The organism is Actinoplanes sp. NPDC049668 (assembly GCF_044465445.1).
GTDB lineage: Bacteria > Actinomycetota > Actinomycetes > Mycobacteriales > Micromonosporaceae > Actinoplanes.
On the sequence record NZ_JBITLR010000005.1, the window covers coordinates 181,451 to 205,826 of the forward strand.

Below are 24,376 nucleotides of genomic sequence, written 5' to 3' on the forward strand. Positions count from 1 at the left end.
CCATTTCCGAGAACGGATCCGGGTCGGTGTAAACATCTGCGCGCCGACTTGATCGGTCCACTGTATTCCGGGCTATTGTTTGGCCGCCGGTGTGGAGGGGCCCACCGCATTCGGAAAGGCAACGGGGATTGGCTGCCGCCGTCATGATTCTGGTTTCGCTGGTGCTCGCGGTGTTCGCCGCGGTCACCCTCTGGTGGACGATGCACGCCTGGCGCACGCCGGAGACGCTGGCCTCGACCCGGTTCGCGCCGCCGGACGGCGCGCACCGGCTGACGTTCTCGCTGCTGGTGCCCGCCCGGCACGAGCAGGCGGTGCTGGAGCGCACCGTCGAGCGCCTGCTCGAGTCGTCGCATACGGGCTTCGAGATCATCGTCATCGTGGGTCACGACGACCCGGAGACCGCCGAGGTGGCGCACCGGGTCGCGGCCACCTCGCCCGGCCGCATCCTGGTGGTGACCGACACCAGCGAGCACAAGAACAAGCCGCGGGCGCTCAACGCCGCGCTGCCGTACTGCCGCGGCGACGTGGTCGGTGTCTTCGACGCCGAGGACCAGGTGGACCCGGCGCTGCTGGAGCACGTCGACCACGCGTTCCGGTCCACCGGCGCCGACGTGGTGCAGGGCGGCGTCCAGCTGATCAACTTCCACTCCAGCTGGTACAGCCTGCACAACTGCCTGGAGTACTTCTTCTGGTTCCGCAGCAGGCTGCACCTGCACGCCGAGAAGGGCTTCATCCCGCTCGGCGGCAACACGGTCTTCGTCCGCACCGACGTGCTGCGCGCCGCGAACGGCTGGGACGGCACCTGCCTGGCCGAGGACTGCGACCTGGGCGTGCGGTTGTCCAGCCGGGGCGCCAAGGTGGTGGTCGCGTACGACTCGGCGATCGTGACCCGGGAGGAGACGCCCGGCACGCTGACGTCGCTGCTCAAGCAGCGCACCCGGTGGAACCAGGGCTTCCTGCAGGTCTACCGCAAGGGTGAGTGGCGCAAGCTGCCGGGCTTCGGCCAGCGCATGCTCGCCCGCTACACCCTGACCCAGCCGTTCCTGCAGGCCTTCTCCGGCGTCGTCATCCCGATCGGCATCGCCATCGCCATCTGGGCCGAGCTCCCGGTCTTCGTCGCCCTGATCACCTTCGTGCCGGTCATCCCGATGGCGGCCAACCTGGTCTTCCAGACGGTCGGGCTGCGCGACTTCGGCAAGCAGTACGGCATGCGCATCCGCTGGCACCACTACACCCGCCTGATCGTCGGCTTCTTCCCGTACGCGCTGGTGCTCGCGGCGGCGGCGCTGCGCGCGGTCTGGCGCGAGTACACCGGCCGGCGCGACTGGGAACTGACCGCGCACACCGGGGCGCACCTGATGGAGAGCGGTGCCGCGGCATGACCCTTGTCATGGAGGCTCCCGCCGTACCGGAGACGAAGCCGGAACCCGCACGCCGGAGCGGGCCGCGGACGGACCTGTACCTCGCCGCCGGCCTGACCGCCGTGGTGCTCTTCGTCCTGGCCTGGAACATCACCGGCTTCCCGACCGCGACCGACGACGAGGGCACCTACCTCGCGCAGGCCTGGGCGGTCCGCAACGGCCACGGCCTGGCTCACTACACCTACTGGTACGACCACCCACCGCTCGCCTGGATCCAGCTCGCCGGCCTGGCGTGGCTGCCGGCCGCGCTCGCGCCGGACCTGCTCGCGGTCGCCGGCGGTCGCCTCGCGATGCTGCCGGTCGTGGCGGCGAGCCTGCTGCTGGTCTACCTGATCGGCCGGCGGCTGGGCTTCTCCCGCTGGGCCGCGTCCCTCGCGCTGCTGACCCTCGGGCTGTCGCCGCTCGCGGTCACCATGAACCGGCAGATCTACCTGGACAGTTTCGCGGTGGCGTGGATGCTCGGTGCCCTGGCGCTCGCGCTCTCGCCGCGCCGGCACCTGTGGCACTACGCCGCCGCCGGCGCCGCGACCGCCGTGTCGGTGCTGTCCAAGGAGACGATGCTGATCACCGTGCCGGCGGTGCTGGTGGCGATGTGGCAGAACGCGGCGCGGACCTCCACCCGGCCGTGGGCGTTCGGCGGTTACGTCAGCGGAATGGTGCTGGTCGGCGCCTTCTACCCGCTCTACGCGCTGCTGCGCGGCGAGCTGTTCCCCGGCACCGGGCATGTGTCGCTCATCGGGGCCTGGCAGTTCCAGCTGATGTCGCGCTCCGGCTCCGGCACCGTCCTCGACGAGGGCTCCGGCTCGCGCTCGCTGATCGCCGCGTGGCTCTACTACGACACGGTGATCCTGGTGGCCGGCCTGGCCGCCACCGCGCTCGCGCTCGCCGTGCGCCGGCTGCGCGCGCCCGCGGTCGCCGCGACGATCCTCGCGCTGGTCGCGCTGCGGCCGGGCGGCTACCTGCCCGCCATGTACGTCGTGCAGGTCCTGCCGTTCTTCGCCCTCGTCATCGCGGGCGTCGTCGAGGAGGGCACGATCCGGCTCCGGCCGGAACGGTCCTGGTGGCGCTGGTCGATCCTCGCCCTGGCCGCGGCGGCGGCGCTCACCCTGGTGCTGCCCCGCTGGTACGTCGGCGACCGCCGGGCACTGACCACGAACGACAACGCCCAGTACGTGGCCGCGGCGAACTATCTGCGCACCCAGGTGCCGGACCGCCCGGGCACCACGGTGGTCCTCGACGACGTGCTCTGGCTGGACGCCGTCAACGCCGGATACCGGCGGGAGAACGTGATCTGGTTCTACAAGCTGGACCTCGACGCGGAGGTCGCCGCCCGGCTGCCCGCCGGCTGGCGCGACGTCGACTACATCGTCTCCACGCCGGCGTTGCGCCAGGACCCCGGCTCCCTGCCGACCGTGACCAAGCTGCTGACGAATTCCACGGCGATCGCGTCGTTCGGCCCGCAGGACGGCCGCATCGAGATCCGCCGGGTCGACAAGGAGAAGCCGTGACCCTCACCAGCGACTACCGCGCCACCCTGACCGGCGCGATCGGCGAACTGCAGGTGGCGACGGCGCTGCGGCAGACCATCGTCATCCCGACGTTCAACGAGCGCGAGAACATCGACACGCTGCTGCGGCGGCTCGCGGCGGCGCTGCCGGCGAGCGACTCGGAGATCGTCTTCGTCGACGACAGCACCGACGACACCCCGGACGTGATCCGCCGCGCGGCGCGGACCTGCCCGATCCCGATCACGGTGCACCACCGCGAGCACGGCACCGGCGGGCTCGGCGGCGCGGTCGTCGAGGGCATGCGGCTGGCGCGCGGCACCTGGATCGTGGTGCTGGACGCCGACCTGCAGCACCCGCCGGAGATCGTGCCGGACCTGATCGCGGCCGGCCTGCGCGACGGCGCGGACCTGGTCGTCGGCACCCGCTACGCGGGCGGCGGCGGCCGCGACGGGCTCGACGGCGGCTACCGCCGGCTGGTCTCCGGCGGCTCGACCCTGGCCACCAAGCTGATCTTCCGCAACTCGCTGCTGCGGGTGAGCGACCCGATGAGCGGCCTCTTCGCCGTGCGCGCCAGCTCGCTCGAGGTCGAGGAGCTGCGCCCGCTGGGCTACAAGGTGCTGCTCGAGCTCGTCGTGCGCAACCGGCCCGGCCGCATCGTCGAGGTGCCCTACACGTTCCAGCAGCGCCACGCCGGCGAGTCCAAGTCGACGTTCGCCGAGGGCGTGCGGTTCCTCAAGCACCTCGCGATCCTGCGCTTCGGCGCGGAACGTACCCGGATGCTCGCCTTCGCCCTCATCGGGATCTCCGGCCTGCTGCCCAACCAGCTCGCCCTGTGGTTGCTCACCCAGGTCGCCGGCGTGCACTACCTGCCGGCCGCGGTGGCGGCGAACCTGGTCGCGGTCGGCTGGAACTTCGTCCTGACCGACACATTGCTCTACCGCAACCGCCGGCACCGCAGCCTGTCCGGCCGGATGGGCCGCTTCTTCGTGCTGGGCAACGTGGACCTGCTGTTGCGGATCCCGATGCTGGCATTGCTCGTCGACGGCCTGCACGTCGAGGTGCTGGCCGCCAACCTGATCACGCTGCTGACCTCGTTCGTGCTGCGCTTCCTCGTCCTCGACAAGGTCATCTACCGGGCCCGGCCGGGTGTCGCCGCGGCGGAGACCGCGTGAACGGCCGGCGCCGGGCGGCCCAGGTCGTCGTCCTGACCCTGCTGCTGGCGCTGGCCGTGCCGGGCCGTGCCCTCGCGGGCGCCAACCTGCTCGGCAACCCCGGCTTCGAGGCGCTCGGCGCCGACGGCTTCCCGGTCTGCTGGGAGCGGTCCGGCTGGGGCGACAGCACGCACACCTTCGAGGTGACCCACGCGGCGCCGCACGGCGGCACCAACGCCATGAAGGTCACCGTCGACGCGATCAGCAACGGCGACCGCAAGGCCCTGATGCTGGAGAACCCGTCCTGCGCCCCGAACGTGACGCCGGGCCACCAGTACGACCTCTCGGTCTGGTACAAGACCACCACGCCGAACACCGTCATGACGATGTTCCGGCACGACGTCGCGCAGGGCTGGGTCTACTGGACCGACCTCGCGACGCTGGGCGTCACCACCGCCTGGACGCCGCAGACGGTCCGGACGCCGCCGGTGCCCGCCGGCACCGACCAGATCGTCTGGGGCGTCACCATCTACGGCGCCGGCACGCTGCAGACCGACGACTACTCGATGGTCGACGCGACGCAGCCGGCGCCCGGCACCTCGTGCAGCGCCGGCGCCGCCTGCACCGCCGGCGCCTGGCAGGTCATGCCGTTCGACGCGCCGGTCCGCGGCATCCACGCCGTGCTGCTCAAGAACGGCGACGTGCTGCTGGTCGCCGGCTCGGGCAACGACCCGGACGCGTTCGCCGCGGGCAGCTTCACCACCGCCGTGTACCGGCCGCGGACCGGCACCTTCACCGACGTGGCGACCCCGGCGGACCTGTTCTGCGCCGGACACGTCCAGCTGGCCGACGGCCGGATCCTGGTCATGGGCGGCAACAAGGACTACCCGGCCGTGGACGGCAGCCACGGCTACAAGGGGCTGCGGGACTCGTTCGTCTTCGACCCGGACACCCTGGCGTACACCAGGGTCAACGACATGTCGGCCGGCTCCTGGTATCCGTCGGCGACGGTGCTGGGCAACGGCGACGTCGTCTCGCTCGGCGGCCTCGGTGAGGACTCGTCCGGCACCGTCGCGACGCAGTACTTCGACAGCTCCGATGAGCGCTGGCTCCCGCTCGGCGAGGCCAACCAGACCTGGAGCTTCTGGGGCCTGTACCCGTCGATGATCCTCATGCAGGACGGCCGGCTCTTCTACACCGGCAGCCACGTCTTCGGCAACGGCCTGCCCGGCACGGGCGCGTCCATCTACGACTACGGCGCCGGCACCATCACCCCGGTGACCGGCCTGCGCGGCAAGGACGAGCGCGACCAGTCGATGAGCGTGCTGCTGCCGCCGGCGCAGGACCAGCGGGTGCTGACCCTCGGCGGCGGCAACATCGACAGCAACCCGGACGCCAACCGGCTCACCGACCTGATCGACCTCAAGCAGGCCACCCCGGCCTACCGGCCCGGCCCGCCGCTGCCGACCGGCACGCTCACCGGCGGCGTGCCGCAGACGGCCGACCAGGGCAAGATGTACGTCTCGGCGGTCCTGCTGCCCGACGGCAAGGTCTTCGAGACCGGCGGCGGCCTGCACAACCGGGCCGACCCGGTGTACGAGGCGTCGATGTTCGACCCGGCGACGGACACGTTCATCCCCGGGATGGCGACCGACCCGGTGCCGCGCACGTACCACTCGTCGGCGTTCCTGCTGCCCGACGGGCGGGTGATGTCCGTCGGCGACAACCCCGGCAACGGCACGTTCGACATGCGGATCTCGGTCTACTCGCCGCCGTACCTGTTCCACGGCGCCCGGCCGCAGATCCTGAGCGTCGACGGCCGGCAGTGGGCCTACGGAACCAGCAAGACGATCACCGTGGACGGCCCGATCCTCAAGGCGTCCCTGATCCGCCCGCAGGCCGTCACCCACTCCAGCGACCCGAACCAGCGCTACGTCGACCTGCCGATGACGGTCGAGGGCGACACGATCGGGCTGAACCTGACCAGCAACCCGAACCTGGCGCCGCCCGGCTGGTACATGCTCTACGTGGTCGGCACCAACGGCGTGCCGTCGGTCGCGCAATGGGTCCAGGTCAAGTGACCCCGGCGCGCCGCACCTTCGCGGTCCTGGCGATGTCCGGCGCCCTGGCCGCGGCGGTCTGGCTCCTCGCGGCGCCGGGCGGGCGCGACACCCACCCGGCGGGCGCGGCGGCGCCCCGCCCGACCGACACCACCTGGCCGCTCTCCGCCACCTCGGCGGCACCTCCGCCGTCGTCCGCCGCCGCGCCGCCGTCTCCGCCGGCCTCGGTGCCTCCCGCCCCGGCCACCGCGGCCACCGCAAGGCCGTTAGTGCAGACCTTCGCGCAACAGCCGGGGGTACGCCCGCAGCGGCCCCTGCCCTCGCCGACGGGCACCCATCACGTGCCCGCCAACGTCGACGGCTGCGACCACAACTACGGCACGATCACCCAATGTGTGCCGTGGACGTTCCCGGCCAGCACGGCGGACCGGTGCGCGTGGCTGGCCGGGCACGGTTTCGAGCTGCTCCGCGTGGTCGGCGAGGACCGTCAGAAACTCGACAGCGACGGCAACAAGATCGCCTGCGACGACTGACCGCTCATGCCGAGCTGCTCGTCCTCCCGGGAATGGGCCACGATCTGCCACGGGCCGCCTGGCCGCGGCTGGTCGATGCCATCGTCGGTAGGACCGAGCGCGCCGTTCGTCCTACGTAGGGGCGACACCCCTGAGACGCGGGCCACAGAACCGGGGTCCGGGTCAGGGAGGAAACCGGAGGACTTCCTTGCGCGGCGGCTTCATCCTCGAGGTATAACCCGACCCGCCAAGGAGTCGCACAATGCGAAGCGTCGACATCATCACGGCCGCCCGTGCGGAGGCCCTGTTCACCAGCGAGCTGCCCACCGGCTCCGATCCCACCCCGGCGGACGCCGAGCGCGCGATCCGCGACGCCGTCCGTGTCCACGGCGGAGTGCGCGGCTGCGCCGCACAGATGGCGTACGGCTTCGGCGACAACCCGGAGGCCGCGGCCCAGCGCATGCGCTGGGCGCGGAGCGTGGTCGCCGCCAACTATCCGAGACGCCGCCGCTCCGGACCACGCCGGGCCCGCGGCCCACTCGTCGCGGCGTTCCTGCCCGAGACCCAGGTCGCCTAGCCGATCCCGAACATCGATGGCAGGCGATAGGGTCGCCGGATGCGATCCGTCCGAAGTGTGGCGCACACCCTCGCCGCCATCACCACCGCCGCCCTCACGGTCCTGGCGACAGCCGCGGTGGCACAGGCCGCCCCGGTCGCCAGCGGCACCGAACCGGTACACGACTACGCGCAGGCCATCCGCGAGCAGGTCTGGGTGCAGACCGGGGTCGACAGCGACGCCGACGGCCGGCCCGACCGGGTCGCCGTCCGCATCATCCGGCCCCGCACCGACGCCAAGGTTCCGGTGATCTTCCAGGCCAGCCCCTACTACGCCGGGCTCAACGACGTACCGAACCACGACGACATCGACCGCGGCGCGGCCGCCGCCCGGGGCCTGGCCGAGACCGGCGCCGACCGTGCGGCCGAGACCATCCTCTTCGCCGGCTACCTCGACAACTACTTCGTGCCGCGCGGCTACGCGGTGGTCTTCGCCGACAGCCTCGGCAGCGGCGGCTCCGACGGCTGCCCGACCTCGGGCGGGCGCAACGAGACCCTCGGCATGAAGGCGGTCGTCGACTGGTTCAACGGCCGCGCGCCGGGCTTCGACGCCGCCGGCGCGCCGGTACGGGCCGACTGGTCGACCGGGCGCACCGGCATGATCGGCGTCTCCTACAACGGCACCCTGCCGAACGCGGTCGCCGCGACCGGCGTGCGCGGGCTGGAGACGATCGTGCCCATCGCCGCGATCTCGAGCTGGTACGACTACTACCGCGCCAACGGCGGGGTCGTCGCGCCCGGCGGCTTCCAGGGCGAGGACACCGACGTGCTGGCCAAGGCGGTGCTGACCCGGGCGAACCCGGAGGTCTGCGCGGGCGTCATGGCCGACATCGAGCGCGACCAGGACCGGGTCACCGGCGACTACAGCCGGTTCTGGGCCGAGCGCGACTACCTGCGCGACGTGGACAAGGTGCGCGCCAGCGTGCTGCTGGTGCACGGCCTGCACGACGACAACGTCCGGACCCTGCAGGCCGGGCAGTGGTGGGACGCCCTGGCCCGCCGGCACGTGCCGCGCAAGATCTGGCTGCACCAGGCCGGGCACACCGACCCGTTCAACGTGCGCCGCGCCGAGTGGCTGAGCACCCTGCACCGCTGGTTCGACCAGTGGCTGTACAAGATCGACACGGGCGTCATGCGCGAGCCGATGGCCGACGTCGAGGTCGCGCCGACCGTGTGGCGGACCTCCAGCACCTGGCCGCCGCGGGGCACCCGGGACACCGCGATGTTCCTGGGCGAGTCGGGCCTGGCGCCGCGGCCCTATGCCGGCGCCCGGCAGTCCTTCGTGGACGACCCGGCGCAGACCGCGGCCGAGCTCGCCGACGACGAGACGAGCGCCGATCCGAACCGGCTGGCGTACCTGTCCGAGCCGCTCGCCGCCGAGACCCGGCTCTCCGGCACGCCGCGGGTGACCGTCCGGGCCGACCTGGACGGCGCGTCGCCCTACCTGACCGCGCTGCTCGTCGACTACGGCGTCGCGGACCGCTACGCCGGGCTGCGGTCGCTGTCGGTGCAGGACTGCGTCGGCCCTGGCATCCCCGGCGACCCGGGCTGCTTCAACCGCCGGGAGTACGTGACCGCGCAGACGCCGTCCGAGATCGTCACCCGCGGCTGGCTCGACGTGCGCAACCGGCGCTCCGCCGCGCACAGCACGCCAGTGCGGGCCGGGAAGACGTACACGTTCAGCTGGGACCTGCAGACCCAGGACCACGTCTTCGCGGCCGGCCACCGGATCGGCGTGGTGCTCATCTCCACCGACCGGGACCACACCCTGCGGTACCCGGCCGGCACCGAGGTCGGCGTGCGGACGGGCGTCTCCCGGATCGTGCTCCCGCTGGCCCGCTGAGTCACGCGCCCCACGGGACAGCCGTCCCGTGGGGCGCTCAGCGATCCTGGTCGATCTTTTTGGGCCGCCGTCGAACCGTACGGGCCCGCGGTGCGTGAACCATTCCGAGACGTCTCGCACCACGCACACGACGTGCACCGGATCGACGAGGACGACGGGGACCTTCATGCCCAACGCAACCGACCAGCACCCCTACCAGGACGCCCCGACCACGGGAAAGTCCTGGTGGGAGCGCCAGGGCGACCTGATCATGCGGCGCCCGTTCAACGAGTGGACGTTCACCCACATGAACCGGCTGCTGCCCACCGAGCGGGTGTCGCGGGGCGGGTTCCGGTTCCCGCTAGCGGGCCGGTCGCGGCCCCTCGACCTGACCTACCGGTTCGACGGCCGCGAGTACGGCCTGCCGGAGCTGCACCGCCGGACGTTCACCACGGCGTTCGTCGTGCTGCACCGCGGCGAGCTGGTGCACGAGGCCTACCCGGGAACCTTCGCCGGGCCGCGCACCCGCCTTCAGCTCTTCTCGCTGTCGAAGTCGGTCACCTCGATGCTGGTCGGCATCGCCATGGCCGAGGGCGCCATCGGCGGCCTCGACGACCCGGTCACCGCCTACCGTCCCGACTTCGCCGGCACCGCCTACGACGGCACCACCCTGGCCGATCTGCTCGACATGTCCAGCGGCGTCGGCGGCCTGGAGAAGTGGGACGTGCCGGGCGCGGACATCAAGCGCTTCGAGGCGGCCTGCCTGGGCCGCGGCACCGTGCTCGACGTGCTGCGCGGCGCCCGCCGCACCGCGCTGCCGGGCGCGCGCTTCAACTACTCGACCCTCGACTCCCAGCTGCTCGGCTGGGTGCTCGAGGCGGCCACCGGCCGCACCCTGGCCCGGTACGCCGCGGAGTCGCTGTGGAGCCGCATCGGCGCCGACCGCGACGCCTACTACTGGCTCTCCCGGTCCCGCCCGCGGACGGCGATCGGCGGCGGCTCGCTCAACGCGACCGCCCGCGACGTGGCCCGCCTCGGGCTGATCATGTCGCACGACGGCCGGTTCGCCGGCGAGCAGCTCGTGCCCCGCTCCTGGGTGCGCCGCACCGCCGTGCGCAACGTCCCGCACCTGGCCGTCGGCGCGCTCGGCCCCAGCGGCTACGACCACTACGGCTACTCCGGCCAGTGGTGGACCCTCGCCGGCGAGAACCGCGCCTTCACCGGCCTCGGCGTGCACGGCCAGTACCTCTTCGTCGACCCGGTCGCCGACGTCGTGGTCGTCAAGACCAGCGCCTGGCCGACCGAGGACGACGAGGCGCGCGACCGCGAGACCATCGCCGCGCTGAGCCGGATCGCGGAGCACCTCTCGGTGGACTCAGGAGTCCTGACCGCGTAGCGCGCGCAGCGCCGCCGCCCGGGCCGCCTCGTCGGCCAGGGCGCCCGGGCCCGCGGCGAGCGGCCGCAGGGCGGCGAGCACGGCCACCCGCGGGTCGGCGCCCAGCACACCCCGCAGGCTCATGACGAACCAGCCGAGCCCGTCGGCGCCGGGCGCCGCCAGCCACTCGCGGACCCGCAGTCCCAGGGGCGAGTCGGCGGCGACGCCGGCGCCGGTGCCGCGCGCGGCGTCCTCGAGCGCCTCCGCCAGGCCCGGCGCGTCCGCGACGCCGAGCGTGGCCGCCTGGCGGCGTACCTCCGCCACCGCGACCGCCCGCTGCACGCCGGCCGCGGCCGCCTCCGCGGCGGCGACCAGGTCGGCCACCTCCGGCGCGCGCCGGCCGGCGCGCAGCAGGTCGCCGGGCCGGGCGGGGGTGACGAACCAGGGCTCGAGCCGCGCCGAGAGCCGGGCGGCGCCCAGCGGCGCCTCCGGCACCCGGGCGCCGGTGATCCGCTGCGCCAGCACGATCGCCCGGGCCTCGGCGTCCGACCAGGTCGTCTCGGACTCGTCGGACGGCGGCCGCAGACCCAGCGCGTCCATCAGGTGGCGCAGCATGCCCGGGTCGGCACCCCAGATGGTCTCCTCGGCCGGATAGCCCGGGTCGAAGCCCGCGATCGTCGCCCCGTCGACGGCGTACCCGAAGTGCGCGGTGTGCTGCTCGCCGCGCAGCACCGAGACCGCCGCGGAGCCGCGCGAGGCCGCCTCCAGCAGCGCGTGGTCGGCGCCAAGGGCGCCGCCGGGCTCGATCACCACGGACCAGCCGCCGAGGGGGAGCGCGGCGGCCGTCGCCGGGCCGGACAGCTCGCCGGGCCCGCGCTCGCCGACGGTGTCCGGGAGCGCGCCCATCCGGGTCAGCGCCTCGCCCGGGCCGGCGTCCTTGACGAAGGTCAGGCAGAAGCTCTCGCCGAGTTCGGCGACGAGCCGCCGGGCATGCTCAAGGTCATCCACGATTGACCAGCCTAGGGCGTGAGGCGAACGCTCAGTTGCGAGCCCAGCTCCCTGAAGCCGAGTGCTTCGGCCACTCGGCGTGACGCTGCCGGGCGAGCCCGCCACTGGGGCAGCAGGCCGGCCCGCAGCGCGTCCGCGACGGCCGCGGCGGCGACGACGCGTGCGAGCCCACGCCCGCGTGCGACCGGAGCCGTCAGCACGCTGAGGTGAGCGGTATCCCGGGGCCAAGCCTGGTAGCCGGCCGCCGCGATGATCTCCGGTCCGCTCCGTACCACGAATGCCGGGGAGGTGATCTCATCCAGGCCCGCTTCGGCGGCATCTTCAGCCGGCACCCGAGCGAGCAACGCTGCCAGGTCCGCGTGGTCGGCCGGGCTTGTCTGAACGGCACCGGACTCACCTGGCCGGAAGCCGGCCGTGTCGCAGTAGGCCAAGGTCGCTGGTCCGAGAGTCTCGATGATCGGCAACCTGGCGCACACACCGGCCGGGTCGGTCCTGGCGGCGGCCGGGAGGCTGTTCAGAGCCTGCCGCACCAGCTCGGCGGCGTTGCCGTCAGGGGCGGTGGCGATCGCGGCGTTTCCCACCACGACGATGCCGACCCAGCCCGGCGGACACAGCGACGACCGTGGGGAGACGGCCACCTCGACGGCTGAGGTGCTGACGGTGACCGGTGCCGCGGCCAGGGTGGCCCAGAGCCGCCGAGCGTGTTCGAGGAGGACATCGTCGGTCACGGCTGAATGATCGCAATCAGGTGAGCCCGGTCATGACCGGCCTCGTCATCCAGGGTGATCGTGGTCCCCGCCGGCCGGACTTCTACGTGTGACCGAAATGGCCGGCGGGGGATCACGAAAGGGAGAGTGCTGCCGGTCAGCGGTGGCTGACCAGCTCCTTGGCGGCCGGCGTCGACGTGGTCGCCGCGGCGGACGACGGCGCCGGGGGCGGCGTCACCGTCCAGTCCGGGTGGCCGGGCATCGGCGGCGTCTTCGTGCCGTAGAGCCAGTCGTTCAGGAAGCCACGCAGGTTCTGCCCGGAGATGCGGGACGCCAGCGCGATGAAGTCCTGGGTCGAGACCGACTTGCCGCGGTTCAGGGCCACCCAGGCCCGCTCGAGCGTCTCGAAGTTCCGGACGCCGATCCGCTGCTGCAGTGCGTAGAGGACGAGCGCTCCGCCGTCGTACACGTTGGGGTTGAACACGTCCCAGATCGAGTCCGACCGCAGCGGGTGGGCCACCGGGCCGTAGCGTGCGCGGTAGCGGTCGCCGCGCGCATAGGCGGCCTTGAAGTACGCCTCCCGGTTCGGGGTGCCGGTGTACTGCTGGAAGACGCCGGTCTCCTCGGCGTAGAGCAGCTCGTACCAGGTCGCGTGGCCCTCGCTCTGCCACACGTCGCTCCACGACGACGGCGCCACGCTGTCGCCGAACCACATGTGCGCCAGCTCGTGCGCCATCACCGGGTCGAGCACGAACTTCGGTGCGCCGAACAGGCTGGTGTCGTAGAGGGAGATGGTCTGGGTCTCCAGTGCGAAGCCCAGGTCGGTGTCGACCACGAGGGAGCCGTAGTTCTCGAACGGGTAACGCCCGACCTTGCCGATCATCCAGGACAGCTGCGGACGCTCGACCTCGGCCTTGGGCAGCAGATCGCCGGCGAGGCGGCGCGGGACGACGTCGCGGATCGGCACGCCGTTCACCGGCGGCCGGGTGTGCACGACGAAGTCGCCGACGGCCGCCTGGATCAGCTCGCTGGCCATCGGCTTGGACTCGCGGTAGACGGAGGAGACGTATCCGCCGTGGCTCCGGTCGCCGAGGTGCCGGCCGTTGGCGACCGCGGTCCAGCCCGCCGGGGCGGTGAGCGTGATCGTGTAGGTGGCCATGTCCCGCGGGTGGTCGTTGCTCGGGAAGTAGTTGTGCGACTGGTCCGGCTGGCCGGCCATGAACGTGCCGTCGGCCGTGGTCACGAAGCCGGCCGGGGAATCGGCGTTGGCCTCGATCGGCGTCGACCGGTAGTCGCTGACGGTGACCCAGAAGCGCGCGCCCCGCTTCAGGTAGTGCCGCGGCGTGATCACCAGTTCGTCGCCGTCGCGGGCGAATCCGGCGGCGGACCCGTTCACCTTGACGTTGCCGACGGAGTCACCACCGAAGTCGAGGTTGAAGCGGGAGAGGTTCTGGGTGGCGACGGCCGTGATCGTCACGGTGCCGGTCACCGTCTGCTTCGGATCCTTCTCGGGGTAGAGCACCCTGAGGTTGTAGTCCTGCACGTCGTACCCGCCGTTGCCGAGCAGGGGATACAGCCGGTCCCCGAGGCCGGCCGAGCCCGGTGCCGGGGCGCCGCCGCCCGCGTATGCGGGAGGGGCCACCCCGGCGGTCGCGACGAGCACCGCCGCGCTGCCGGCGACGAGCATAGACAGACGGCTGCCGATGAACGTTCTCATGGCCGGTGACGTTACGCGCCCATCCGGATACCGCAACGCACTTCCACCCGCCGATCACGATGCATCGGGGCCTTCATGTGGGGACCGGGCCACCCGGCCCCCACATGATGGGTCTAGCGGTGCGCGAGAGCGACGATGAGACCGGATAGCGCGGTCATGAAGGTTGCCGCCGCAAGCAGCAGGCCTCGGGCGGCGTGGACACCGCGCATCACTGATCGCGCGACGGTCCGTGGCCGTCCGTTGTGTGGCTTCGGTGGTCTTGTTACGGTCATGGAGGTACCTCCTGGGGGTCTGAGCGGCTTCTCGGTAGGAACTGGAAACGGCATCCGTGTGCAAGACGGGTGCCGTTTCGTGTCGGCCGCCCCATCTCGGCCGGGTGAGCCGAGGCATGAAGCGCCTTTCACTCATGTAACCGTACGTGCAGAACCCCTCGCATAGGCAAGACGCGGCTACCGAAAGAAAGCGGAATGAGTGGGGATGAATGCCGCATGCACGCAGACCCCTTTCTTTCAAATGGTGTGGAGAGATGATCGCTGTCCGGGATCGCGTTCAGGCCGAGGGGCGGCCGGCTCTGATCCTCGTCGTGGCAGGGCCGGTCGGACCTGCTGACGGACGGGATCGCCTTCTGTGTGCGCGGGCCGTTCCGCACGTGAGGGTCAGGGCTTCGGTTTCGGGGGTGGGCCGGTGGCGCGCAGGTTGACGAGGCGGTTGAGCAGGTCGAACCAGAACGGCGCGCCGACCGCGGCCGCGGCGGCGGTGAGCGCGAGGCCGAGCAGCTTGATCAGCCAGTCGTCGGCGCCGGGCGTCTCGCCCGGCTGCGCCACGCACGCCGACGGGGTGGCCGGGCAGCCCTCCGGCCACCAGATGACCCGACCGGTGCCGTCGATGGCGCCGACCAGTTCCCGTACGCAGGAGGCCCGCTCGGCGGCCGGCACGTCGGCGCAGGCCGAGCCCTGCTGCACCTGGCCCACCACCGCCGCCCGCAGCGCCGGGTCGCGGTAGAGGGTGCCCGCGATCGCGTACGCGTCGATGTTGGCGGCCAGGCAGAGCAGGGCGGCGACGACCAGCAGCCAGCGCTTCGCCCAGCGCTTGTACCAGCCGGACACCCGGTCCATCTGCGCGTCGTACCAGTGCTCCACGCCGGCGCGGAAGTCGTCGAGGGTCGCCGCGCTCTGGTCGGCGATCCCGAGCAGCGCCTGCCGGGCCGGCATCGCGGGGTTCAGCCCGGCGACGGCCGCGCGCACCCGCTCGAGGGTCAGCGGCGCGCCGTCGCGGGGCACCAGGGTGTCGAGCAGCGCCCGGGAGAACATGTCGGCCGGCACGTACGGCGGCACCCGGGTCCGCTCGCCCGCCTCGGTCGGCCGGGGTTGCATCATCGCGCGCAGCACCGGGTGGTCGAAGCACAGCGCGGTCAGCCCGCCGTCGCCGACCGTGCCGTCGGTGGGCGTCAGCGCCTTGTCGTACATCTTCTTCTCGGCCTCGGCGCCGGCGAGCGGGCCGGGCTTGGCGGCCGCCGACTCGTCGCCGGTGGCGTCGAGCATGTTGCGCAGGCCGCGTAGCAGGTATTTGGCGCGCTTGCGGGTGAGGTTGCCGACCCATTCCACGATGGCCGAGGCCACGAGCGAGGTCAGCCAGAGTGTGAGCACGACGGCGATGACGACGTCGAAGACCGGACTGGACATCCGTTCAGCGCCGCAGCCAGCGCTTGACGACCGGGGTCGGCCCGGCGACCTTGGCCGCGGTCACCGGCGACATCGCCACCGGCGGGCGGATCGGGCTGTGCAGCCAGGTCGCGAAGAGCTTGTCCAGCGACCGTCCGGAGATCCGCTCGGCCAGGTCGACGAACTCGCCGGTGGTGACGTCGCCGCCGCGGTGCACCGTGGCCCAGGTCCGCAGGATCCGGAAGAACGCGGGGTCGCCGACCGTCTGGCGCAGCATGTGCAGGGTCATGGCGCCACGGACGTACACCGGGGTGTCGAACAGGTGCTGCGGGCCGGGGTCGCCGATCGGCAGCGCCCAGAACGTGGGGTCGTCGGCGAACGTGCCGTAGAGGAAGTCGAAGACCTGCTGCGCCGTGCCGAGGCCCTCGCGCTCGCTCCACATCCACTCCGCGTACGTCGCGAAGCCCTCGTTGAGCCAGATGTCCTGCCAGCGTGCCAGGGCCAGGCTGTCGCCGTACCACTGGTGTGCGAGCTCGTGCACCACCACGGCGTCGCCGTCCTGCGGGGTGCCGAAGAAGTCCTGCGCGTACACCGGGCGGGTCTGGTTCTCCAGGGCGAAGCCGAACGCCGTGGTGCTGTCCACGATGCCGCCGGAGGCGGAGAAGGGGTACGGCCCGAAGACGCCGGCGAGGAAGCCGAGGATCTCGGGCTCGCGTGCGAGCGACCCGGCGGCCGTGTCGCCCAGCGTCGGCGGCCCGTCCGCGACCGTGCCGGAGATCCAGTTGCTCGGGTTGGCCGGGCTGCCGGCCGGTGGCCCGCCGGGGGCCCAGCCGTCCAGGGTGCTGCCGTCGTCCTCGAAGGACGTGCTGCCCTCGCCGGTGGAGACGACCACGTCGTCGACGAAGGCGCCCGCGAACGTGACCGACTGGTCGTTGACCGCGCTGAGCGAGACCTCGACCGTGCGGCCCGCGTAGCCGGAGAGGTCGATCGTCCACGGCTCGTAGCCGTCGCTGCGGCCGGTCGCGGCCCACCACCGGCCGCTGCTGCCGGTCGGCGCGCAGGTGTCGGCGCCGGGCGTCAGGTAGTGCAGCAGGAACGGGTGCAGGTCGGGCGCGTACAGGCAGGCGGCGCCGGTGTCGGCGGTGCTGTGCCCGTTCGCGTCCGGCAGGGTGGTCCAGTCCTGCGCGCCGGCGGTGCGGGCCTCGACGAAGAAGAAGTCCCAGCCGTCCTCGGTGTCGCGGGTGACGTGGAAGCTCAGGCCGGCGCCGCCGGCGGGCACGGCGATGGTCCGGGTCAGCCGCTTGTACGACGGCTGGCCGTCCTGGGTCAGCGCCATCCGGCTGCCGGTGCGCGGCACGGCGGCCGGCGTGAACAGCTTGGGGTCGAGCGCGTCGAGGTACCTGATCCCGCCCGCCCGGTAGGTCTTGACCCGGTATTCGCCGACGGTGGCGGTGGCCAGGTAGGAGGCCATCGGCTCGCGGGCCTCCCAGGTCGTCGTGGTCCAGCCGCGCCGGGTGGTGCGGCCGGTCGGCACGCCGTTGGAGACCGACTCGAGGCCCTGCGGCGCGGTGATCCGGATCGTGTAGGACGCCTTGTCGAGCGGGTGGTCGTTGACCGGGAACCAGGTCGAGGCGACCTCCGGCTGCCCGACGATGACCATGCCGTCGTCGGTGGCGAAGACGCCGGAGGCGCCGAGGTTCGGGTCCTGGATGACCTGCGGCACGCCGTCGTAGCCGGCCACCACCGTGAACGGCTGGCCCCGGCGCAGGCCGCGGCGCGGCGTCACGGTCAGCTCGCCGTCGGCCCGGCTCCAGGCCGCGGGCAGTCCGTCGACGGTCAGCGAGCGCAGGGTCAGCCCGTCGAAGTCCAGGTTGAAGCTGGACAGGTCCTGCGTCGCCTGTGCGCTGATCGTCGCGACGCCGGCCAGGGCGTCGGTGGCCGGCGCGTAGGTGATGTCCAGCCCGTAGTGCCGCACGTCGTAGCCGCCGTTGCCGGCGAGCGGGAAGTACGGGTCACCGATGCCCGGCGACCCGGGCCGGAACAGGGTGGGATACGCACCGGCCGGGGCGACGGCGGTCAGAATGAGAGTGGCAGTGACGGCGAGAACTAGGGCGGCTCTGCGCATCATGCGGCCTCCACACGGGCGGTGCAGTCACCGGCACGCTACCGTGTGCGCGCACTCCCAGGCCAGCCTCAACCGTCGATGGCTCCCGCGGTGATCTCCAGGCCCGCGGCGCGCAGCCGCTCGACCAGGGCGTCGCCGATGCCGGTGGCCGGGGTGAGCACGCCGCCCGGCGAGTCGGGCAGCGCCGCCCGGTCGAGGACCAGGGCCAGCGCCGACTCGCCGAGCATGACCGCGGTCGCGGCGTAGCCGGGGTCGCCCTTGGCCCGGACCCGTGCCTTGTACCGGGCGCCGGTGGTGGTCCTGGTGAACACGTCGACGGTGAAGTGCCCGGCGCGGCGCGCCTTCTCGTTCGGGCCCTCGCCCGGCTTGGGCAGGATCCGGTCCAGCACGAACCGGGTCGGCGGCAGCGACAGGCCGACCGCGAGGGCGCCGAGGCCCACCTTGGTCAGCGCGGCCAGCACCGGCGACAGCGCGGACGTGCCGGTGCTCATCGCCTCGCGGTAGCGGAACGCCCGGCCGTACGCGAATCCGCGCAGCGCGTTGCTGCGCCGCACCACCCGGGTGTTGTAGGGCGCCATCACGAACGGCGCGAGGCTGCCGCGCAGCGAGGGGTCGACCGCCTCGGCCCGGGGCGTCTCGGTGTCGCGCTGCGGGCCGAGGTCCGGCTCCCGCGCGGGCGCCGGGCTCAGCGAGTAGGGGCTCGCGGCGAGCCGGCGCGAGTACCTGTCCTTCTTGACGACGTCCAGCTGGTGGCGCAGCGAGTCGATGGTGCCGCCGCTGACCCCGCCGCGCATGCTGGTGACCACGAGGGTGGTGTCGGTGAGCTCGCCCGCGCCGTCGGCCGCGACCAGGGCATGCAGGACATGCACCCCGATATCCGAGGGAATCGAGTCGAAGCCGCAGGAGTGCACGATCCGGGCGCCGGTCGTGCTCGCCAGCTCGTGGTTCTCGTCGATGCTGGCCCGGGCGAAGAGCACCTCGCCGGTCAGGTCGACGTAGTCGGTGCCGGCGGCCGCGCAGGCGTGCGCGAGGACGCGCCCGTACTTGGCGTACGGGCCGACGGTCGTGATGACCACGTGCGCGGCGGCGGCCAGCTGCTCCAGCGCCGGGGCGTCGGCGGCGTCGGCGACCAGGGTCGGCCAGTCCACGCCCAGGCGGGTGCGCAGGGCCTCGAGGCGTTCGGCCGAGCGGCCGGCCAGGGCGATCCGGGTGCCGGCCGGCGCGTGCGCCGCCAGATGCGCGGCGACCAGCACGCCGACGAAGCCGGTCGCGCCGTACAGGACGATGTCGAGGTCGCGGGCCCGGGGGGAGGCTTGATCGCTCATGGTCGCCGATTCTCCGTCACCCCGCATCACACCCCCTACCCGGGGCGGTCGCGGGGCGCGGCGGTGCTGCCCCGCAGCACCAGCCGCGCGGTCGCGTGCTCCACCAGCGGCCCGTCGCGCTCGCCCTCGCGCAGCGCCATCGACATCGCCCGTACGCCGATCTCCTCGAGCGGCAGCCGCACGGTGCTCAGCGGCGGCGTCACGTCGACGGAGATCGGCATGTCGTCGAAGCCGATCAGGCTCATCTCGCCCGGCACGTCGATGCCCCGCTCGCGCAGGCAGGCCAGCGCGCCGATGGCCATCGAGTCGTTGAGCGCGGCCAGCGCGGTCAGGCCCGGGTTCGCCGCCAGCAGCGCGGCCGCCGCGGCCCCGCCGCCGTTGCGGTCGAAGTCCGCGTACGCGATCTGGCGCGCCGTCAGCCGGTGGCCGTGCTCCTTCGCGGCGCGGCGCAGCCCGGCCAGCCGGTCGGTGGTGGTGGTCAGGTGCCGCGGCCCGGCGATCACGCCGATGGCGGTGTGGCCGAGGCGGTAGAGCGCGTCGCCGGCCAGGTAGCCGCCGGGCTCGTTCTCCGGCACGACCGCGTCGCCGGCGTGCTCGTGCCGGCCGATCACCGCGACCCGCCCGCCGGTGCTCTCGTAGATGCGCAGCTTGGCGTCGAGCCGGGCGGTGATCGGCGCGTCGTGGTAGCCGGAGCCGGCCAGCACGATCGCGGCGGTCTGGTGCGCGTGCAGCAGGTCGACGTAGGCCAGCTCGCGCTCGGGGTCGCGGTAGCTGTTGCAGATGATGACCAGCCGGCCGTGGTCGGTCGCGACCCGCTGCAGGCCCCGGGTGATCTCGGCGAAGTACGGGTCGGAGACGTCGTGCACGATCACGCCGACGGCGCTGCGGTCGGCCCGGGCGAGCTGCTGCGCGTTGGCGTTCGGCACGAACTGGAGTTCGGCGACGGCCGCGAGGACACGCTCGCGGAGCGCCTCGGCCACCGGCTTGGGGCTGTTGTTGATGATGCGGGAGACGGTCGCGGTCGAGACCCCCGCCCGCCGCGCGACGTCCGCGAGAGTCGCCACCGCTGCAGACTAGCCCATGAACGCCGACCGGCAAGCGCTTGCCTGAGGCGTCCGCGCGCCGGTAGCCTGCCAGGAAAGCGCTTACCTGAGGGGGTCGGCCCATGTCCGCTCGCGTCCCGATCGGGATCGTCATGAACGGAGTCACCGGGAGGATGGGCTATCGCCAGCACCTGGTCCGCTCCCTGCTCGCCATCCGCGAGGCCGGCGGCCTGCCCCTGCGCGACGGCTCGCTGCTCTGGCCCGAGCCGGTCCTGGTCGGCCGCAGCGAGGCGAAGCTGCGCGACGTCGCGCGGCGACACGGCCTCACCGACTTCACCACCGACCTCGGCGCCGCCCTGGCCCGGCCCGACGTGCAGATCTACTTCGACGCACAGGTGACCGGCGAGCGCGAGAAGGCGATCGGGCTGGCGATCGCGGCGGGCAAGCACATCTACACCGAGAAGCCCCTCGCGACGACGCTGCTCGGCGCGATCGACCTGGCCCGCGCCGCGGACGCCGCCGGCGTCCGGCACGGAGTGGTGCAGGACAAGCTCTTCCTGCCGGGCCTGCGCAAGCTGCAGCGCCTGATCGACGGCGGTTTCTTCGGCCGGATCCTTTCGGTACGCGGTGAGTTCGGCTACTGGGTCTTCGAGGGCGACTGGCAGCCCGCGCAGCGTCCGAGCTGGAACTACCGGGCGGCGGACGGCGGCGGCATCGTGGTCGACATGTTCCCGCACTGGCACTACCTGCTGGAGCAGCTGTTCGCGCCGGTCCGCGCGGTCACCGCGCACGTCGCCACGCACGTGCCGCGGCGCTGGGACGAACAGGGCGAGGAGTACGAGGCGACCGCCGACGACTCGGCGTACGGGATCTTCGAGCTCGAGGGCGGCGTCGTCGCCCAGATCAACTCCTCGTGGGCGGTCCGGGTGAACCGCGACGAGCTGGTGGAGTTCCAGGTGGACGGCGTGCAGGGCAGCGCGGTGGCCGGCCTGCGCCGCTGCCGCGTGCAGCACCGGGCGACCACGCCGAAGCCGGTGTGGAACCCGGACCTGCCGGTGACCGAGCGCTTCCGCGACCAGTGGCAGGAGGTGCCGGACAACGAGGAGTTCGACAACGGCTTCAAGGCGCAGTGGGAGATGTTCCTGCGCCACGTCGCCGACGACGCGCCGTACACCTGGGACCTGTGGGCGGGCGCGCGCGGGGTGCAGCTGGCCGAGCTGGGCCTGCGGTCGGCCCGCGAGGGCCGCCGCGTCGAGGTGCCGGAGCTGGAACGATGATCGACGGCCGGACCGTCACGCTGCCGGACGGCCCGCTGACCCTGTCCGGCGCGGGCGCCCAGTGGGCCGCGCCGGGCGCGCCGTTCACCGGCCGGATCGCCTACGCCGCCGCGCACGTCGTCGCCGACCCCGCCGCCGGCAACGTCCCCGGCGCGCCACCGGTGCTGGACTGGGACGCCACCCTGGCATTCCGGCGCCACCTGTGGTCGCACGGCTTCGGCGTCGCCGAGGCGATGGACACCGCGCAGCGCGGCATGGGCCTGGACTACCCGGCGGCCCGCGAGCTGATCCGCCGCTCGGCCCGGGAGGCCGCCGCGGTCGGTGGCGCGATCGTCGCCGGGGTCGCCACCGACCAGCTGCCGCCCGGACCGGCGACCCTCGACGAGATCCGCAAGGCGTACGGCGAGCAGCTGGCCGACGTGCAGGAGGCCGGCGCCCGCCCGGTGCTGATGTGCAGCCGCCATCTGGCCGCCGCGGCCGAGGGCGAACAGGACTACCTCGACGTCTACGGCCGGCTCATCGCCGACTCCGACGAGCCGGTCCTGCTGCACTGGCTGGGGCAGGCCTTCGACCCCCGGCTCGCCGGCTACTGGGGCTCCGGCTCGCGGTGGCGGGCCGCCGACACGGTGGCCGCGCTGGTCGCCGCGCATCCCGGCCGGGTCGACGGGATCAAGCTGTCCCTGCTGGACGAGGACTTCGAGGTGGCGCTGCGCCGCCGGCTGCCGGCCGGCGTCCGCCTCTACACCGGCGACGACTTCAACTATCCGATCCTGATCCGCGGCGACGAGCGGGGACACTCCGAGGCGCTGCTGGGCGTCTTCGCCGCGATCGCGCCCGCCGCGGCCGCGGCGCTGCGCGCCCTGGACGCCGGCGACCTCGGCGGGTACGACCGCATCCTGGCGCCGACGGTGACCCTCTCCCGGCACCTGTTCGAGACGCCGACCTGGTACTACAAGACGGGGATCGTGTTCCTGTCCTGGCTGGCCGGCCACCAGGACCACTTCACCATGGTCGGCGGCGTGCAGAGCGGCCGCTCGCCGTACCACCTGGCCGAGCTGATCCGGCTGGCCGACCACGCGGGGCTGCTGCCGGACGCGGACCTCGCCGCGCACCGGGCCCGGGCCTGGCTGACGACGGTGGGGGTGGCGCAGCCGTGAAGCGGTTCTCCCTCAACCAGGCCACCACCCGGAACTGGCCGATGCCCGACCTGGTGGCGGGCTGCGTGCGGGCCGGCGTCACCGGCGTCGGCCTGTGGCGCGAGAACGTCCAGGAGTACGGCGTGCAGCGCTCGGCGGCGCTCGTCCGCGACGCCGGGCTGGCGGTGACCTCGCTCTGCCGCGGCGGCTTCTTCCAGGAGCCGTCCTGGTGGGACGAGAACCGGCGGGCCATCGACGAGGCCGCGGCGCTCGGCGCGGGAACGCTGGTGCTGGTCTCCGGCGGCCTGCCGGCGGGCAGCCGGGACATCGACGCGGCCCGCGCGCACGTCGGCACGGCGATCGGCACGCTGGTGCCGTACGCGCTGGAGGCCGGGGTGCGCCTGGCGATCGAGCCGCTGCACCCGATGTTCAGCTCGGACCGCTGCGTCGTGGCCACCCTGAAGCAGGCCCTCGACCTGGCGGCGCCGTACCCGCACCGGGCGGTCGGGGTGGCGATCGACACCTACCACCTGTGGTGGGACGACACAGTGTGGGAGCAGATCGCCCGGGCCGGCCGGGAGCAGCGGATCGCCTGCTTCCAGGTCGCCGACTGGCTGACCCCGCTGCCGGCCGGCGTGCTGCTGGGCCGCGGCCTGCCGGGCACGGGCTGCGTCGAGCTGCGCCGCTTCCGCGAGGCGGTGGACGCGGCCGGCTACGCGGGCCCGATCGAGGTGGAGGTCTTCGCCGAGGACGTGTGGTCCCGCCCGGGCGGCGAGGTCCTCGACGAGGCCCTGGCCGGCTACCGCGATCACGTCGCCGGCCCGGGCTGATCGCTAGCGCGGCGCCGGCCCGGTCGAGTCGCGGACGATCAGGCGGTGGCCGGTGGCGCGCCGGCGGGGCCGGGCCGAGCGGGGCTTGAGCGCCAGCTGCAGCGCCATCCGGCCCATGTCGGTCATCGGCAGGCGGACCGTGGTCAGGCTCGGCGCCAGGTCCGCCGCCACCGAGACGTCGTCGAAGCCGACCACCGACATCCGGCCCGGCACGGCGACGCCGCGGGCGCGCAGCGCCGACAGCACGCCCATCGCCATGGCGTCGTTGAGCGCGACGATCGCCGTGGTGTCCGGGTGGTCGGCGAGGATCTGCTCGGTGGCGGCGCGGCCGCCGTCGCGGGTGAAGTCGGTGTGCACCACCGGCAGGTCGTCCAGGGACAGGCCGTGCGCGCGCAGGCCGGCCGCGACGCCCGCCAGCCGGTCGGCGACGGTGGTCAGGCCGGGCGTGCCGGCCGCCACCGCGATCCGGCGGTGCCCGAGGCCGACCAGGTGGTCGCCGAGCGCGTGGCCGCCGGCCTCGTTGTCGGGCAGGACCGCGTCGACGCCGAGCGCGTGCCGCCCGATGACCGCGACCCGGCCGCCGAGACCCTGGAAGGCCGACAGCTCCGCCTTGGCCTCCGCCTCGATGCGCAGGTCGCTGTAGCCGGAGCCGGCGATGATGATGATGCCGACCCGCTGGGCGATCAGGTGCCGGATCTGGCGCAGCTCGTAGTCGGGGTCGCGGCCGGAGTGGCAGATCTGCACCAGCAGGCTCTGCTCGTCGGCGACCTGGATGACCCCGCCCGCGATCTCGGAGAAGTACGGGTCGTCGACCTGGTGCACGACCAGGCCGACGGTGGAGCTGGCGCCGCCGGCGAGGGTACGCGCGTACGGGTTGGCGACGTAGCCGAGCTCGCGCGAGATGTCCCGGATCCGGTTGGCGACCTCCTCGCTCACGCCGTCGCGGCCCGCGAGAGCGCGGGAGGCCGTCGCCAGTGAGACACCGGCACGCTCGGCGACGTCGATGAGGCGCAGCCTCGGGCCGGGTTTGGGCATCCGTCCACTCTCCACGGAACTCGGACCTGGGTCGGGTCACTGACCGTC

General features: G+C 73.1%; 19 protein-coding genes. 11 read left to right on the forward strand and 8 right to left on the reverse strand.

The genetic code is table 11. The annotated features are described in order from the left end of the window. Nucleotides 1-143: 143 nt before the first annotated feature. The 8 genes from ACIBSW_RS22040 (at nucleotide 144) to ACIBSW_RS22075 (ending at nucleotide 10,485) form a co-directional block, all read left to right on the forward strand. Nucleotides 144-1,382 (forward strand): glycosyltransferase, encoded by a 1,239-nt coding sequence (locus ACIBSW_RS22040; RefSeq protein ID WP_354720854.1) that lies wholly within the window; start codon nucleotides 144-146, stop codon nucleotides 1,380-1,382. Beyond that, nucleotides 1,379-2,929: a phospholipid carrier-dependent glycosyltransferase gene (locus tag ACIBSW_RS22045; protein WP_354720855.1), complete on the forward strand. Its 1,551-nt coding sequence runs from the start codon at nucleotides 1,379-1,381 to the stop codon at nucleotides 2,927-2,929. The genes ACIBSW_RS22040 and ACIBSW_RS22045 overlap by 4 nt, the downstream gene beginning before the upstream one ends. Further along, a complete protein-coding gene (locus ACIBSW_RS22050; RefSeq protein ID WP_354720857.1) occupies nucleotides 2,926-4,101 on the forward strand; it encodes a glycosyltransferase family 2 protein in 1,176 nt (391 codons plus the stop codon). The genes ACIBSW_RS22045 and ACIBSW_RS22050 overlap by 4 nt, the downstream gene beginning before the upstream one ends. Continuing rightward, nucleotides 4,098-6,161: a galactose oxidase early set domain-containing protein gene (locus ACIBSW_RS22055; protein WP_354720859.1), complete on the forward strand. Its 2,064-nt coding sequence runs from the start codon at nucleotides 4,098-4,100 to the stop codon at nucleotides 6,159-6,161. Before ACIBSW_RS22050 ends, ACIBSW_RS22055 begins: the two co-directional genes overlap by 4 nt. Continuing rightward, entirely contained in the window at nucleotides 6,158-6,673 is a 516-nt protein-coding gene (locus ACIBSW_RS22060; RefSeq protein ID WP_354720861.1) for a hypothetical protein, read from the forward strand. The genes ACIBSW_RS22055 and ACIBSW_RS22060 overlap by 4 nt, the downstream gene beginning before the upstream one ends. Before the next feature lie 241 nt (nucleotides 6,674-6,914). Then, complete coding sequence (locus ACIBSW_RS22065; RefSeq protein WP_354720863.1) at nucleotides 6,915-7,229, forward strand: hypothetical protein; 315 nt, start codon at nucleotides 6,915-6,917, stop codon at nucleotides 7,227-7,229. A gap of 39 nt (nucleotides 7,230-7,268) precedes the next feature. After that, on the forward strand, nucleotides 7,269-9,110 hold the full coding sequence (locus ACIBSW_RS22070; protein WP_354720864.1) for a Xaa-Pro dipeptidyl-peptidase: 1,842 nt from the start codon (nucleotides 7,269-7,271) through the stop codon (nucleotides 9,108-9,110). A 166-nt stretch (nucleotides 9,111-9,276) separates the two neighbouring features. Further along, the gene (locus ACIBSW_RS22075; protein ID WP_354720865.1) at nucleotides 9,277-10,485 is read left to right on the forward strand and encodes a serine hydrolase; all 1,209 of its coding nucleotides are present in this window, start codon (nucleotides 9,277-9,279) and stop codon (nucleotides 10,483-10,485) included. Here ACIBSW_RS22075 and ACIBSW_RS22080 read toward each other — a convergent pair. The 7 genes from ACIBSW_RS22080 to ACIBSW_RS22110 all read right to left on the reverse strand — a co-directional run bounded on the left by ACIBSW_RS22080 (nucleotide 10,465) and on the right by ACIBSW_RS22110 (nucleotide 20,071). Further along, nucleotides 10,465-11,472: a DUF6461 domain-containing protein gene (locus ACIBSW_RS22080; protein WP_354720867.1), complete on the reverse strand. Its 1,008-nt coding sequence runs from the start codon at nucleotides 11,470-11,472 to the stop codon at nucleotides 10,465-10,467. The genes ACIBSW_RS22075 and ACIBSW_RS22080 overlap by 21 nt on opposite strands. A gap of 11 nt (nucleotides 11,473-11,483) precedes the next feature. Then, nucleotides 11,484-12,200, reverse strand: a complete 717-nt coding sequence (locus ACIBSW_RS22085; protein WP_354720869.1) for a GNAT family N-acetyltransferase — start codon at nucleotides 12,198-12,200, stop codon at nucleotides 11,484-11,486. Between the two features lie 136 nt (nucleotides 12,201-12,336). After that, nucleotides 12,337-13,896: a M1 family metallopeptidase gene (locus ACIBSW_RS22090; RefSeq protein ID WP_354720871.1), complete on the reverse strand. Its 1,560-nt coding sequence runs from the start codon at nucleotides 13,894-13,896 to the stop codon at nucleotides 12,337-12,339. A 656-nt stretch (nucleotides 13,897-14,552) separates the two neighbouring features. Next, nucleotides 14,553-15,578, reverse strand: coding sequence for a hypothetical protein (locus ACIBSW_RS22095; RefSeq protein ID WP_354720873.1), 1,026 nt, complete (start codon nucleotides 15,576-15,578; stop codon nucleotides 14,553-14,555). A gap of 4 nt (nucleotides 15,579-15,582) precedes the next feature. Then, entirely contained in the window at nucleotides 15,583-17,685 is a 2,103-nt protein-coding gene (locus tag ACIBSW_RS22100; protein ID WP_354720875.1) for a M1 family aminopeptidase, read from the reverse strand. A gap of 65 nt (nucleotides 17,686-17,750) precedes the next feature. Further along, nucleotides 17,751-19,007 (reverse strand): saccharopine dehydrogenase NADP-binding domain-containing protein, encoded by a 1,257-nt coding sequence (locus ACIBSW_RS22105; protein ID WP_354720877.1) that lies wholly within the window; start codon nucleotides 19,005-19,007, stop codon nucleotides 17,751-17,753. A gap of 35 nt (nucleotides 19,008-19,042) precedes the next feature. Then, nucleotides 19,043-20,071: a LacI family DNA-binding transcriptional regulator gene (locus ACIBSW_RS22110; protein WP_354720879.1), complete on the reverse strand. Its 1,029-nt coding sequence runs from the start codon at nucleotides 20,069-20,071 to the stop codon at nucleotides 19,043-19,045. A 101-nt stretch (nucleotides 20,072-20,172) separates the two neighbouring features. On the opposite strand from ACIBSW_RS22110, the gene ACIBSW_RS22115 reads away from it, so the two are divergent. From ACIBSW_RS22115 to ACIBSW_RS22125, 3 genes are read left to right on the forward strand one after another with little or no spacing between them, the layout of a single operon-like run. Then, nucleotides 20,173-21,327 (forward strand): Gfo/Idh/MocA family oxidoreductase, encoded by a 1,155-nt coding sequence (locus tag ACIBSW_RS22115; protein WP_354720881.1) that lies wholly within the window; start codon nucleotides 20,173-20,175, stop codon nucleotides 21,325-21,327. Beyond that, nucleotides 21,324-22,484, forward strand: a complete 1,161-nt coding sequence (locus tag ACIBSW_RS22120; RefSeq protein WP_354720883.1) for a dihydrodipicolinate synthase family protein — start codon at nucleotides 21,324-21,326, stop codon at nucleotides 22,482-22,484. Before ACIBSW_RS22115 ends, ACIBSW_RS22120 begins: the two co-directional genes overlap by 4 nt. After that, nucleotides 22,481-23,293 carry a sugar phosphate isomerase/epimerase family protein gene (locus ACIBSW_RS22125; RefSeq protein ID WP_354720885.1) on the forward strand — a complete coding sequence of 271 codons (813 nt, stop codon included), beginning with the start codon at nucleotides 22,481-22,483 and terminating at the stop codon, nucleotides 23,291-23,293. The genes ACIBSW_RS22120 and ACIBSW_RS22125 overlap by 4 nt, the downstream gene beginning before the upstream one ends. Nucleotides 23,294-23,296: 3 nt before the next feature. Here the strand turns inward: ACIBSW_RS22125 and ACIBSW_RS22130 are convergent, their stop codons facing one another. Beyond that, a complete protein-coding gene (locus ACIBSW_RS22130; protein ID WP_354720887.1) occupies nucleotides 23,297-24,328 on the reverse strand; it encodes a LacI family DNA-binding transcriptional regulator in 1,032 nt (343 codons plus the stop codon). Between the last annotated feature and the right edge of the window lie 48 nt (nucleotides 24,329-24,376).

Excerpts from the sequence above, each read along its gene's own strand:
- ACIBSW_RS22095 (WP_354720873.1), bottom strand. The coding sequence starts at position 15,578 with ATGTCCAGTCCGGTCTTCGACGTCGTCATCGCCGTCGTGCTCACACTC.
- ACIBSW_RS22100 (WP_354720875.1), bottom strand. The coding sequence starts at position 17,685 with ATGATGCGCAGAGCCGCCCTAGTTCTCGCCGTCACTGCCACTCTCATT.
- ACIBSW_RS22120 (WP_354720883.1), top strand. The coding sequence starts at position 21,324 with ATGATCGACGGCCGGACCGTCACGCTGCCGGACGGCCCGCTGACCCTG.
- ACIBSW_RS22090 (WP_354720871.1), bottom strand. The coding sequence starts at position 13,896 with ATGAGAACGTTCATCGGCAGCCGTCTGTCTATGCTCGTCGCCGGCAGC.
- ACIBSW_RS22045 (WP_354720855.1), top strand. The coding sequence starts at position 1,379 with ATGACCCTTGTCATGGAGGCTCCCGCCGTACCGGAGACGAAGCCGGAA.
- ACIBSW_RS22115 (WP_354720881.1), top strand. The coding sequence starts at position 20,173 with ATGTCCGCTCGCGTCCCGATCGGGATCGTCATGAACGGAGTCACCGGG.
- ACIBSW_RS22070 (WP_354720864.1), top strand. The coding sequence starts at position 7,269 with ATGCGATCCGTCCGAAGTGTGGCGCACACCCTCGCCGCCATCACCACC.
- ACIBSW_RS22040 (WP_354720854.1), top strand. The coding sequence starts at position 144 with ATGATTCTGGTTTCGCTGGTGCTCGCGGTGTTCGCCGCGGTCACCCTC.
- ACIBSW_RS22130 (WP_354720887.1), bottom strand. The coding sequence starts at position 24,328 with ATGCCCAAACCCGGCCCGAGGCTGCGCCTCATCGACGTCGCCGAGCGT.
- ACIBSW_RS22075 (WP_354720865.1), top strand. The coding sequence starts at position 9,277 with ATGCCCAACGCAACCGACCAGCACCCCTACCAGGACGCCCCGACCACG.
- ACIBSW_RS22065 (WP_354720863.1), top strand. The coding sequence starts at position 6,915 with ATGCGAAGCGTCGACATCATCACGGCCGCCCGTGCGGAGGCCCTGTTC.
- ACIBSW_RS22105 (WP_354720877.1), bottom strand. The coding sequence starts at position 19,007 with ATGAGCGATCAAGCCTCCCCCCGGGCCCGCGACCTCGACATCGTCCTG.